This window comes from Sphingopyxis sp., assembly GCF_050725615.1.
Lineage (GTDB): Bacteria > Pseudomonadota > Alphaproteobacteria > Sphingomonadales > Sphingomonadaceae > Sphingopyxis.
Map to the genome: position 1 here is coordinate 1 of NZ_JBOHHU010000115.1, position 11,726 is coordinate 11,726.

Here is an 11,726-nt window from a genome sequence, read left to right on the forward strand (position 1 = left end):
TCGGTGGAGAGCGATGCCGGGCCGCCTGCCCTTTAGAAGCGCGCGCGAATGCCGGCGGAAATCGCACGGCGCTCGACCGGGTAATAGATCGCCGAGGCGGCCGGCGAGACCACCGACGGCGCCGTGACATTGATCGCCGCGCTGATATCGCCGATCGCTTTTTTGCCCGTGACGTTGCGGACATCGACAAAGGCGTCGATGCCTTCGGCGATCCGCGCCCCTCCCGTCACGCCGAGCAAGGCATAGCCGGGGGTGCGGACCAGGTTGCGGTAATCGGCATAGGGGCCGTCGGGGACCCATTCGATATTCGGCGCGACATGCAGCGCGTCGGTGCCGATCCGCGCCTCCGCCCGATAGGCATGTTTCGGCACCACCGGCAGGCGGTTGTCGCCGAACTGGGAGTCATCGCGGAAACGAAAGTCGCTGTAAGTATAGACCTGCCGCAGCCGCAGCCAGTCGGCGGGGCCCCATTCGAGCGACGCCTCGATCCCTTCATGCCGCGTGCGCCCGGCGTTGAAGGTCGATGCGGGGATGTCGGGGCCGACTAGGAACTGCAGCATCTCGCCCCTGATATCGGCGCGGTAGAGGCTGATGTCCCAGCTCAGCGTCCCGGCCTTGCCGCGCGTGCCGATCTCCGCCGTCCAGGCGCGTTGGGGGTCGAGCGGGACGAAGGTCGCGACCTGCGCGAGTTCGTTGAAGCCCGGGAATTCGACCGAGCGGCTGTAGTTCGCATAGATTTGCATGCCCGCCGCCGGTTCGAACAGCAACCCGACCTTGGGCGATAAGGCAGAGAAATCGGCGCGGCCGACCGTGCCCGTCTGCGCCGGCGCGGCGCTGTTGAAGGCGATCGCCTGCCGCCTTGTGCCGTCGGCATAGATGCCGCCCGCGACGAGCGTCAGCGGCTCGACCGGGCTCAGCCGGACTTCGCCATAGAGGGTCGCGGTGCGCGCATCCTGCTCGGCCTCGAAGGTCTTGGCGCCGCGCTTGCCGGCGAGGTTGACGAAGCGTTTCGATGCGGTGTCGCCGACGCGCAGCTCGCCGCCGACCGTCGCCGCGACGAGACCGCCGTCATAATCGAGCCGGAAGAAGCCCCCACGGTCGACGCTCTCCTGGTCGATCACCTGGAAGATCGGGTGGTAGAGCGACTTGGCGTTGACGAAGCCGCCGATGTCGAGCCGAACCGCGCCCCAGTCGAACGAGGTGCGGTTCTGCAACCGAAGCGACATGATGTCGCGCGCCTGATCGCCCGCCACCGCCGCCGCGCTCGCCATGCGCGGCGTGGTCAGCGCCTGATCAAACGTCAGCGCGCCCGGGATGTCCTGCCGGATGTCGTTGTAGCTCGCGTAAAAACGGGTCGCGACGGTGTCGCTGAATTTCAGGCCGACATTGCCGTGGAAGCGCAAGCTGCGCCGCTGCACATGATCGCGGTCGCCGTCCGACGTGTCGGCGCTGACCGCACCCCAGGCGTCGACCTGTTGCCCCGCGACACCCGCCGAGACGAGCCCGCGCACGCTGTCGAAACTCCCCACGTCGCCGCGCAGATAGACGCCCTCTGCCGTGCGGCCGGTCGGCGTCACGCCATTGACCGCGCCGCCGAGGGTGCCCGAACCGAAGCGCAGCGCGTTGGCGCCGCGATAGACCTCCAGATGGTCGAAGAAGATCGGTTCCAGTTCCTGGAAATCGCCATTGTCGTCGGCGAGGCTGATCGGCACCCCATCCTGGAGCAGCGTCAGTCCGCGCATATGGAAACCGCGCGACAGGCCCGATCCGCGAATCGAAATCCGTACCTCCTGTCCATAACGCGGCTGGAGATAGACGCCGGGCGAGAAGGCGAGCGTGTCGCGCAACGACATGATCGATTTGTCGGCATAATCTTCATAGCCGACGACGTCGGCGCCGCCGGGGGTCTGGGCGACCCGCTCCTCGGCGGCGTCGGTGGACCCCGGCGCGGTGACGATGATCGTCGCGTCCGACGCGGCGTCTTCGGCTTGGGCGGAAACGGACAGGCAGGCAAGCGCGAGCAAGGGCGCCGCGCGATAGGCGTGGTTATTCATGGATGGTCTTCCCTGGATACAGGCATGGAGCCGCGCCGCGCGGGCGCGCGGGCGGCCAGATCAGGCTGGTTCAGGCGAAGACAGGTGGTCCGGTACTCGGCGGCAGCGGCGAAGCGATGCCCGGCGCATAGCCGAGCGTCGGGGTGGCGACCGGCACCGGTTCGCCAAGCAGCGGCGCGGCCGGAAGCATGGGGGTTTGGGGCGTGATCGGCGCGACCGCGAGCGCGCCCCAGGGGCAATGCTGCTGCCCCTCGCCGACTTCGTGGCCGCCCGATTTTTCAATCGCGATCGTCGTCGTCCCGCCCGGGTTGGCCGGGTCCGAACAGACCCGCACGGTGATCGACCCGTTGCTGTCGGTTTCGATCATCCAGCCCGGCGCGACAAGGATGCGCGCGGCGAGCGCGAGCAGCAGCGGCAGCAAGAGAAATATGCCCGGACGGCGAAAGGCGGCGAGGATGCCCACGCGGCGGCTCCTATGCCGCGTCCGCGATGCTGACAAGCCGCTATTCAGCCGGCGTCTCGTCGGTCTTCTTGCCGGTGCGCGTCCACGGATAGAGCAATTGGCCCCAATAGTTTTTGGGCACATCCTCGGGAATGCCGTAATTTTCGGGCCAGCGGTCCTTGGGCAGGTGGAAGGTGCCGAACAATTTGTCGATCCACGGGAAGTGGATCGCGAAATTGACGTCGAACGCCTCACGTTCCAGCCCATGGTGCCAGTGATGGAAACGCGGGGTCGCGACCCAGTGGCCGAGCCGGTTGAAATTGCCCCCGACATTGGCGTGGAGCAGCGACGACCAGACGTAGACGAAGCCGATATAGGCCTGCATCACCGAGGGGCTGAAGCCCAGCGTGAACAGCGGCAGCGAGGTGATCGCGCGGAGCAGGATGATCTCGATGAAATGCATCCGCGATCCCGCGAGCCAGTCCATCGACTTGGCGCTGTGGTGCACCGCGTGGAAACCCCAGAGGAAGGGGTAGCGATGGAAGGTGCGATGGAACCAATATTGCACCATGTCCGACGCGATCAGGACGATGACGAATTGCACGATCCACGGCAGCGCGGCGACCCCGGCGCGGAACGCATCCCAGCTGTTGGTATGGTCGTTGACGAATTGCTGCGGCGCGAGCGCGAGGAAACCGAGCACCTGCACGAACATCGTGCTGACCAGATAATAGAAAAGATCCTCGCGCCATTCGGTGCGGAACAGGCGCTGCGCGCGGCGATGCGGGAAGGCGCGCTCCAGCGGCGCGAACATGAAGCCGGTGATCAGCAGGTTGACGACGAAGAAGTCGAGTCCGAAGAAAATCCCCCAGTCGCGCGTTTCGGCGGGCTGGACATTGGCGCCGCCGATCAGCGTCGCGGCGAGCGCGACCATCAGCGCAGTCGCCCCCAACGCCTTGCGCGGTCGCAGCAACAGGCTGAGCAGCGCGAGGCCGTAGCTGGCGAGCAGGATCAGGTGGACGACCCCGCGAAAGCCGCCCCAGTTCTTGACGATCGCCAGTTCGGGGGTCGCGAACCAGTCGGGAAAACGCAGCGCGATCACCAGCCCGAAGCCGACGACCCCGAACAGCAAGGCGAAGAAACCCGACAGCCAGCCGCTGCCGAACCGCCGCACCTCGGTATGCGATTCGAGATCGCTCATCAGGTGGTCCAGAAAATCACGCTTCGCCATGTCGTCCCCTCACAGCATTTTGCCGACGCCGTCTGTGATGACGCGCACCGGTTGAAATCGCCCTAACCCGCCGCCGCGACGATCGCGGCCCAATCCGCCTCGTCGATCACGCGGACGCCGAGCGCCGCCGCCTGTTTGAGTTTCGATCCCGCGCCGGGCCCCGCGACCACCAGGTCGGTCTTGGCGCTGACGCTGCCCGCCGCCTTGGCGCCGAGCGCCTCGGCCTGCGCCTTGGCCTCGTCGCGGCTCATCGTTTCGAGCTTGCCGGTGAAGACGACGGTCATGCCCGAAACTTCGCTCTCGCGGGTTTCGACGATGTAGGGCGGCGGCGACACCTCACTCAGCAGGTCGTCCCACAGCTCGCGGTTGTGCGGTTCGTGGAAGAAATCGCCGAGCGCCTCCGCCACTGCGGGACCGATACCGTCGGCGCGCACCTCGAGGATCGCCTTGATCGCCTCGAGCTTGCGGGTGCCATATTTGCCGTCGGATTCGCTCTCGCCCTGCGGGTTCGCTTCGAGCCAGCCGTGCAGCTCGGCGGCTTTATCGGGAAGCCGCGCGATGTCACCGAGGCCCTTGAGCAGGTCGCGCGCGGTCACCGCGCCGACATGGCGGATGCCGAGGCCGAAGAGCAGCCGCGCGGCGTCGGGCGAGCGTTTCGCCTCGATCGCCGCGAAAAGATTGTCGACCGACTTTTCTTTCCACCCCTCGCGCGTCAAAAGTGCGTCGCGGTGATTTTTCAGACGGAAGATATCGGCCGGCCCTTTGTCGAGCCAGCCAAGATCGAGAAATTCCTGGATGCTCTTCTCGCCCAGCCCTTCGATGTCGAGCGCGCCGCGGCTGACGAAATGACGCAGGCGCTCGAATTTCTGCGCGTTGCAGATGAGGCCGCCGGTGCAGCGCACATCGACCTCGCCTTCCTCGGCGACCGCCTCGCTGCCGCACACCGGGCAATGGTCGGGAAATATATATGCGGCGCGCTCTTCCTCGCGCGTCAGATTCTCGACCACCTGAGGGATGACGTCGCCCGCGCGCTGGATGACGACGCGGTCGCCGGGGCGTACGCCGAGGCGGCCGATCTCGTCGCGGTTGTGGAGCGTGACGTTCGACACGACCACGCCGCCGACGGTGACCGGCACGAGCCGCCCGACCGGGGTGAGCTTGCCGGTGCGCCCGACCTGGATATCTATGGCTTCCAATGTGGTCTGCGCGCGTTCGGCGGGGAATTTATGCGCGATCGCCCAGCGCGGCGCCTTCGCCACGAAACCCAGCCGACCCTGCCAGTCGAGCCGGTCGACCTTGTAGACGACGCCGTCGATATCATAGGGAAGCTCGGCGCGCTCGGCTTCGATCGTCGCATAATGGGCGAGCACGTCCGCAACGCTCTCGAAGCGCCCCAGCAGCGGCGACACCGGGACACCCCAGCTCTCGATCCGCTTCATCATCTCATATTGCGTCGCGGCGGGCACATCGCTGACCTCGCCCCAGCCGTGCGCGAGGAAGCGCAGCGGGCGCGAGGCGGTGACGCTCGCATCTTTCTGACGCAGCGATCCCGCCGCGGCGTTGCGCGGATTGGCGAACTGACGCGCCTTTTCGGGGTCCTCGGCCTCGGCGAGCAAGCGCGCGTTGAGCGCCGCGAAGTCGCCCTTGGCCATATAGACCTCGCCGCGAATCTCGAAAACGTCGGGGACATCGCCCGCGAGCTGCTGCGGAATGTCCGATATCGTCGCGACATTCGGCGTGACATCCTCGCCGACGCTGCCGTCGCCGCGCGTCGCCGCCTGCACCAGCCTGCCCCGTTCATAACGCAGCGAGCAGGACAGCCCGTCGATCTTGTCCTCGGCGGTCAGCGCGACGGCGGCGTCCTCGGGCAGGTTGAGGAAGCGCCGCACCCGCGCCAAGAACTCCGCCACATCCTCGCCGCTGAACGCATTGTCGAGGCTCATCATCCGCTGGGCATGGGTGACCTTGGCAAGCGGCGAGGCCCCGACCGCAGCGCCGACGGCGTTGTTCGGGCTGTCGGGACGGATCAGATGCGGGAAAGCCGCTTCGAGTTCGTTGTTGCGGCGGACGAGCGCGTCATAATCGGCGTCCGAAATCTCGGGCGCGTCCTCGGCATGATAGCGCTTGCTGTGATAAGCGATCGTCCGGGCAAGACGCATCAGTTCGTTGGCGGCATCGGCTTCGGTGGTCACGGCGATTTCAGGGCTTCCAACAGGGCGGGATCGGCAAAGACCTGCCGCACGAGCAGCGGGTAGAGCGCATTATACTGGCGAAAGGCCTCCGGAATAGCGATGGCGCCGATAAAATCGCCCTTCCACCGCGTTTCGACCCGATAATCCTTGGAAAAGCCCGCGACCCCGCCGCGCAGCACCGAAATGCGCACGCCGAGCGAGGCGTGCGTCTCGCCGGCGCGGCTTTCGATCAGCCGTCCCGCGATCGCCACCGGGGCGTTGGCGTCGAAGCGGGCGGCCGCCTTCAGTTCCTTCTCGAAGCTCAGCCCGAGGAACTCGGCGAAGCCCGCGCCCTTCGGCGGGCTGAGCGTCGAACCGCGGATGACGACGGTGCGCGCGATCGGCGCCGCCCCGCCAGCATCGACGAAGGGGCCGACCGCGATCGGCGGCGCGTCCGCCGCGCGCAGCAGCTTCAACGTCTCGATCGACGGCGCGGTTTCGTCGATCCGCGCATGGACGCAGCCGGACAGCGCCAGCACGACGAGCGCGGCGCCGAGCGCCCGGAACCGGCGTCCCGCCATCTTATTGCGGGAAAGCAGGGTCGGAGACGATGTTGTTGACGCCGCGATCGGTCGCCTGGCGCACCACCGTCTTCACCGCTTCGGTCACATTCTTGACTTGGGTGCCCGGAATTTCGACATCCTTCTTGCCATATTTCATGTGCAGCGCGTGCTGGACCAGCGTCTTGATCGACGCCGCCCCCTCGCCGGGCAGATATTCGAAGGTCACGTCATAGCGGTCGGTCGCGACGACCCCGCCGAACAGGCCGAAACCGAGACCGGCGCGAAAGCCATCCTTCTTGGCCTTGTCGACCTCGTCCTGCTTCACGATATTGTTGAAGGTGATGCTGAGGACCGCGCCGCCGGCGACCGGCGCCTCGACGACCTCGCTGAACGCACCGCTCTTTTGCAGCGCCTCGATGATCCACGGCTTGACCTCCTTGGTCGCGCGGGGATTGGGGGCGCCGTCGCGCTGGAATTCAAAGATCAACTGGACCGGCTTCGGCGTCGCCGGGGTCTTTTTCTCCTCGGCCTTCACCTCGCCGAGCGCGTTGTCGACAAACCATTTCGCCGCCTGCGCCGCCGTCGGCGCGATCAGCAGCATCAGCGCCGCAAAAACCGCCAAGGTCTTGGCCCGCACCGACAAAAACCGATTCACCATGATGATCTCCCCTTTCCCACAAGAGGATCGGATAGCAGCGCGATCCGAATCGGCAAGCTGCTTTGCACCCGGTCGACGGCCGGTGTCAGCGCCGCAGGGATGCAACCGGCCGGAACTCGATCCGCTGGCCAAAGCCCGCGATCATCGGACGCGCCAGCCTGATCGCCGCCTGCACGGCGGGCAGCCCAAGCGACGCGGCATGCGCATCCTTGTCGGACCAGATTTCGACGATCCACAACGCGTCGGCGTTGGCGCTGTCCTCGCCGACCAGATAGGCGAAATTGCCCGGCATTTCGGCGGTGGATTCGGCGAGGATCGCGGCGAGCGCCGCGCGCTGGCCGGGCTGCGCGATCATCTGGCCGATCAGGCCATATTGCGGGTCGGCTTCTTCCATCTTCGTCTCCAATGCGCGCAACTTCGACGCGGGCAACAACATCGCCGCCATCGCGAGCAGCGCGAGATGCTCGCGCCGGTTCATCGGGCGATCGCCAGCACATGCACCTCGCGGCGGATGCGGAACCCCAGCGATTCATAAAGCGCGATCGCGCCCGCATTGTCAGCATAGCTGTGCAGGAAGGGCGTTTCGCCGCGCGCGACCATCGCGCGCATGACATGCCCGATCAGCGCGCGCGCCAGCCCGCGACCGCGGCAATCTTCCCATGTCGACACCCCGCTGACCTCGGCCATGCCGGGCATGAGCATGCGCTGGCCCGCCATGGCGAGCAGGCGGCCATCCTCCCGGACGCCGAAGAAGGGGCCATAAAGATGCGTCTTGGGCCCCCAGGGGCCGGGTTTGGCATGATCGGCGAGCGCGGCCATTTCGGCGGCGTCGGCATCGCCCAGCGCGATGATCGGCGGTTCGCCATCGCGCGGGGCGGGCGGTGGCCCTTCGGCGACCATCTGCGCGAGCAGCGCGCGCTTCACTTCGCGGGTGCCGGGAGGCAGCGGCCAAGGCTCGCCGTCGACGATCCACAATTCCTCGCCCGGCGGGACATGCGCCGCGAGCGCCGCCTGTGCTGCCGGGCTGTCGTCGGCGGGGATGCCGAAGACGCCGTAGCCACGGTCGATCCGCAGCGCGAGGGCGGGGTCGCCCTCCGCGAGATGCGCCTGGCGGCCGGTGAGCATCGACCAGACGGGGCGGTCGAGGGGGTGGGTGATCGTCCTCATAAAGCAAAGCCGACCAAAGCCACCGACGCAGCAACAATCGCAAGCCCGATGAAAACCATGGTCTTCCCAACATCTTGCGACCGAAAACGCCAGAACCCGACAAACAACGCCGCCGCGACCGCGATTGCCAGTTCGGGGATGCTCGACAGCCAAAAGCGCTGCGGGTCGTAGGTTTCCGGATGATAAAAGGAATTAACGGCGTCCCAGACATAGCGGAACAGGAAAAATGGCAGTGGAATCAGGAGCGCGAGGACTATTCTGCCCGACTGAATGAGACGAAGGGCGTTCCCCCGCCGTGTCATGCCGCGACCTCCAGCAGCCGCTCGGCCTGCGCCCGCGCCTCTTCGGTCACGGTCGCTCCCGACAGCATCCGCGCGATTTCCTCGCGGCGTTCGGCGTCGTCGAGCGCGCGGACGCCGGTGCGGGTGACGGTGCCCTGGCTCGACTTGGCGATCAGGAAATGCGCCGCACCCTTCGCCGCGACCTGCGGGCTGTGCGTCACCGCGAGCAATTGTTTGCCCGCGCCGCCACCCGTCCCACCGGCCAGCCGCGCCAGTCGTTCGCCGATCGCGCTCGCCACCGCGCCGCCGACGCCGCGGTCGATTTCGTCGAAGATGATCGTCTCCGCGCCGCCCTCTTCGGCGAGCGCCACTTTCAAGGCGAGGATGAAGCGCGACAGTTCGCCGCCCGACGCGATCTTGATCAGCGGCGCGAAGGGCGCGCCGGGGTTGGTCGATATCAGGAATTCGACGCGATCCATGCCCTCCGCCCCCCAGCGCTCGGCGGGCAGGCGCTCGACCAGCGTCTGGAAGCGCGCCGCGTCGAGCTTGAGCGGAACCAGTTCGCCCGCTACCGCCTTGTCGAGCCTTGCCGCCGCTTTCGCTCGCGCATCGGACAGCGCGGTCGCGGCATGGGTGTAGGCCGCAGCCTTTGCCGCCACCTCTGCCTCGAGTTTCGCCAGACCCTCGTTGCCGCCCTCGATCGCATCGAGCCGCGCCGCGAGCTCGCCCGCCAGTTCCGCCAGCGCATCGGGCTGGACATGATGCTTGCGCGCCATCGCGCGCAGTTCGAACAATCGCGTCTCGGTTTCCTCAAGCCGCGCCGGGTCATATTCGAGCGCGCGCGCGGCTTCGTTCAGCCTCTGCTCGGCCTCGTCTGCCTCGATGATCGCGCGGTCGAGCCCGGCGAGCGCTTCCGCGAGCAAAGGATGGTCGCCCGCGAGCCGGTCGAGCCGCCGCGCCGCAGCGCGGAGTTGCGCAGGGCCGCTGTCGCTGCCCTCGAACGCCGCCATGATCGCGCCCATATCCCCGGCGATCCGCTCGCCCTTCTGCATCGCGCTGCGCGCCTCGGCGAGTTCGGCTTCTTCGCCCGGTTGCGGCGCGAGGGTCGCGAGTTCGGCGACGCAATGCGTCAGCCAGTCGCGGTCGCGCTCGGCCTCGTCGAGCGACGCGCGCGCCGCCGAAAGGCGAGCCTCGGCGCTACGCCATGCGCCATGCGCCGCGGCAACAGCGGCACTATCGCAGCGGCCGTAGCTGTCGAGCAGCGCGCGGTGACCCGCCGGCGCGAGCAGGCCGCGGTCATCGTGCTGGCCGTGGATTTCGACCAGATGCGCCCCAACCTCGCGCAGCAGCGCCGCCGAACAGGGCTGGTCGCCCAGGAAAGCGCGGCTGCCGCCGTCGGCCTTCAGCGTGCGGCGGATCAGCAGGGATTCGCCGGGTTCGACTTCGATCTCATTTTCGGCGAGCAGTCTGGCGAGCGGGGTATCGGGCGCGGGCGGCGCGAAACTGGCGGTCACCTGCGCCTTGTCGCTCCCCTGGCGCACCAGCGCGCTGTCGGCGCGCGCCCCCAAGGCCAGCCCGAGCGCGTCGAGCAGGATCGACTTGCCCGCCCCGGTCTCACCGGTGAGTACACCGAGCCCGGCCGCGAAATCGAGGTCGAGCCGTTCGATCAGGACGATATTGGCGATGGACAGGGCCGTCAGCATGACCCGCCCTTACATCAGAACAAAAAGCGAATCCACGCCCCGCGCGTTACGCGGAAGGCGCATTCTTCTGCATCAGCTGATAGGCGCGGCTGTACCATTTGCTGCCCGGATAATTGGCACCGAGCACGGCGGCCGATTTCTTGGCTTCCGACGGCACGCCCAGCGCCAGATAACATTCGGTCAGGCGATAGAGCGCCTCGGGCGTGTGGCTCGTCGACTGGAATTTCTCGGTCACTTCGCGGAAACGGATCGACGCGGCCAGCCAGTTCGAACTGCGCTGATAGAAACGGCCGATCTCCATTTCCTTGCCCGCCAGATGGTCCTGCACCAGGTCGATCTTGAGCCGCGCGTCGGCGGCGTAGCGGCTGTCGGGATAGCGACGGATCACCTCGCCCAGCGCGGCGAGCGCCTGCTGGGTGATTTTCTGGTCGCGGGTGACGTCGCTGATCTGCTCATAATAGCTGAGTCCGATCAGATAATAGGCATAAGGCGCGTCCTTGTTGCCCGGATGGATCGACAGGAAGCGCTGCGCCGCCTCGACCGCCGGGGTATATTCGCGGTCCATATAATAGCTGAACGAGCTCATCAGCTGCGCGCGGCGCGCCCAGGGCGAATAGGGATGCTGGCGCTCGACCTCGTCGAACAGCGCCGCGGCGAGCCCATATTGCTGGCGATCGAGCCGGTCCTGCGCCGCGCGGTACAGCGTGTTGACGTCGCGCGCGACATAACGCGTGTCCTTTTTGACGCCGCTGCCCCCGGCGCAAGCCGCCAGCAGGGGGGTGATCACAAGGGCGGCGGCGAGCAGGCGCGTCGAGGCGCGCAGGGTGGGACGCTGAGTCATGCGCGCGGTATAGCCACAGCGCGGATGAACGCAAAATAAATGATAGGGCGTTTTGTCGAGGTTTCGGCACCGGCCCGCTCCCCCACTCGGCCTCCCATAGGCTACTATCGTTGGGGAGGCCGGGTGGGGGAGCGGGCGGGTGCCGCAAAACCCAATGCGGATTTACGGCGCTTTGACGATACAGCCTTTCGGCGCGTCGGCGGGCGCGGGAACGCGGCGCGCGCTTTTGATCGTCACCATCGGGTCGAGAATCTGACCGACCATCACCCCCTCGCCCGCCGTCGGCGAGATCGGCGCGGCGAAGATCTTCGCGGCGACATCGGCGCCGCCGACCAATTCGCCGAACACCGCAAAGCCCGCATTGTCGCCGCTTTGCGACGGATCGGCGTCGAAACCCGGGATGTCGGAGAGCAAGAGGAAAAAATCGGTCGTCGCATCGCCGGGCGCCAGCCGCGCCATCACCAGCGCGCCCTTGCAGTTGGTCAGCCCGGTGACATTGGTCGGCTCATGCGCGATCTGCGGGTAATTTTTGCGCGCGTCGCCGCGATTGCCCGCCTGGATCAACTGGCTCGCGGGCCCCCAGCTGCGCGTGGACAGCGACACCAGGTCCTGGGC

At 67.0% G+C, this 11,726-nt stretch carries 12 protein-coding genes; all 12 read right to left on the reverse strand.

Annotated features, from left to right (window positions below; genetic code table 11):
• Nucleotides 1-32: 32 nt before the first annotated feature.
• Nucleotides 33-2,054 (reverse strand): TonB-dependent receptor family protein, encoded by a 2,022-nt coding sequence (locus tag ACREB7_RS19080; RefSeq protein WP_431593850.1) that lies wholly within the window; start codon nt 2,052-2,054, stop codon nt 33-35.
• A 70-nt stretch (nt 2,055-2,124) separates the two neighbouring features.
• Nucleotides 2,125-2,517 (reverse strand): hypothetical protein, encoded by a 393-nt coding sequence (locus tag ACREB7_RS19085; protein ID WP_431593851.1) that lies wholly within the window; start codon nt 2,515-2,517, stop codon nt 2,125-2,127.
• Nucleotides 2,518-2,557: 40 nt separating this feature from the next.
• On the reverse strand, nt 2,558-3,697 hold the full coding sequence (locus ACREB7_RS19090; RefSeq protein WP_431593852.1) for a sterol desaturase family protein: 1,140 nt from the start codon (nt 3,695-3,697) through the stop codon (nt 2,558-2,560).
• Between the two features lie 92 nt (nt 3,698-3,789).
• Nucleotides 3,790-5,886: an NAD-dependent DNA ligase LigA gene (ligA, locus tag ACREB7_RS19095; protein WP_431593861.1), complete on the reverse strand. Its 2,097-nt coding sequence runs from the start codon at nt 5,884-5,886 to the stop codon at nt 3,790-3,792.
• Nucleotides 5,887-5,915: 29 nt separating this feature from the next.
• Nucleotides 5,916-6,479 carry a hypothetical protein gene (locus ACREB7_RS19100; RefSeq protein ID WP_431593853.1) on the reverse strand — a complete coding sequence of 188 codons (564 nt, stop codon included), beginning with the start codon at nt 6,477-6,479 and terminating at the stop codon, nt 5,916-5,918.
• A gap of 1 nt (nt 6,480) precedes the next feature.
• The gene (locus tag ACREB7_RS19105; protein ID WP_431593854.1) at nt 6,481-7,119 is read right to left on the reverse strand and encodes a hypothetical protein; all 639 of its coding nucleotides are present in this window, start codon (nt 7,117-7,119) and stop codon (nt 6,481-6,483) included.
• Nucleotides 7,120-7,204: 85 nt separating this feature from the next.
• On the reverse strand, nt 7,205-7,597 hold the full coding sequence (locus tag ACREB7_RS19110; RefSeq protein ID WP_431593855.1) for a putative quinol monooxygenase: 393 nt from the start codon (nt 7,595-7,597) through the stop codon (nt 7,205-7,207).
• A complete protein-coding gene (locus ACREB7_RS19115) occupies nt 7,594-8,286 on the reverse strand; it encodes a GNAT family N-acetyltransferase (RefSeq protein ID WP_431593856.1) in 693 nt (230 codons plus the stop codon). The genes ACREB7_RS19110 and ACREB7_RS19115 overlap by 4 nt, the downstream gene beginning before the upstream one ends.
• A complete protein-coding gene (locus tag ACREB7_RS19120) occupies nt 8,283-8,588 on the reverse strand; it encodes a hypothetical protein (RefSeq protein ID WP_431593857.1) in 306 nt (101 codons plus the stop codon). The genes ACREB7_RS19115 and ACREB7_RS19120 overlap by 4 nt, the downstream gene beginning before the upstream one ends.
• Nucleotides 8,585-10,270 (reverse strand): DNA repair protein RecN, encoded by a 1,686-nt coding sequence (recN, locus tag ACREB7_RS19125; protein WP_431593858.1) that lies wholly within the window; start codon nt 10,268-10,270, stop codon nt 8,585-8,587. The genes ACREB7_RS19120 and recN overlap by 4 nt, the downstream gene beginning before the upstream one ends.
• A 46-nt stretch (nt 10,271-10,316) precedes the next feature.
• Nucleotides 10,317-11,111, reverse strand: coding sequence for an outer membrane protein assembly factor BamD (locus ACREB7_RS19130; protein WP_431593859.1), 795 nt, complete (start codon nt 11,109-11,111; stop codon nt 10,317-10,319).
• A 162-nt stretch (nt 11,112-11,273) separates the two neighbouring features.
• The coding region (locus tag ACREB7_RS19135; RefSeq protein WP_431593860.1) for a peptidylprolyl isomerase at nt 11,274-11,726 on the reverse strand (453 nt) is incomplete at its 5' end.

Excerpts from the sequence above, each read along its gene's own strand:
- ACREB7_RS19130 (WP_431593859.1), bottom strand. The coding sequence starts at position 11,111 with ATGACTCAGCGTCCCACCCTGCGCGCCTCGACGCGCCTGCTCGCCGCC.
- ACREB7_RS19100 (WP_431593853.1), bottom strand. The coding sequence starts at position 6,479 with ATGGCGGGACGCCGGTTCCGGGCGCTCGGCGCCGCGCTCGTCGTGCTG.
- ACREB7_RS19080 (WP_431593850.1), bottom strand. The coding sequence starts at position 2,054 with ATGAATAACCACGCCTATCGCGCGGCGCCCTTGCTCGCGCTTGCCTGC.
- ACREB7_RS19105 (WP_431593854.1), bottom strand. The coding sequence starts at position 7,119 with ATGGTGAATCGGTTTTTGTCGGTGCGGGCCAAGACCTTGGCGGTTTTT.
- ligA (WP_431593861.1), bottom strand. The coding sequence starts at position 5,886 with ATGCGTCTTGCCCGGACGATCGCTTATCACAGCAAGCGCTATCATGCC.
- ACREB7_RS19120 (WP_431593857.1), bottom strand. The coding sequence starts at position 8,588 with ATGACACGGCGGGGGAACGCCCTTCGTCTCATTCAGTCGGGCAGAATA.
- ACREB7_RS19090 (WP_431593852.1), bottom strand. The coding sequence starts at position 3,697 with ATGAGCGATCTCGAATCGCATACCGAGGTGCGGCGGTTCGGCAGCGGC.
- recN (WP_431593858.1), bottom strand. The coding sequence starts at position 10,270 with ATGCTGACGGCCCTGTCCATCGCCAATATCGTCCTGATCGAACGGCTC.
- ACREB7_RS19115 (WP_431593856.1), bottom strand. The coding sequence starts at position 8,286 with ATGAGGACGATCACCCACCCCCTCGACCGCCCCGTCTGGTCGATGCTC.
- ACREB7_RS19110 (WP_431593855.1), bottom strand. The coding sequence starts at position 7,597 with ATGAACCGGCGCGAGCATCTCGCGCTGCTCGCGATGGCGGCGATGTTG.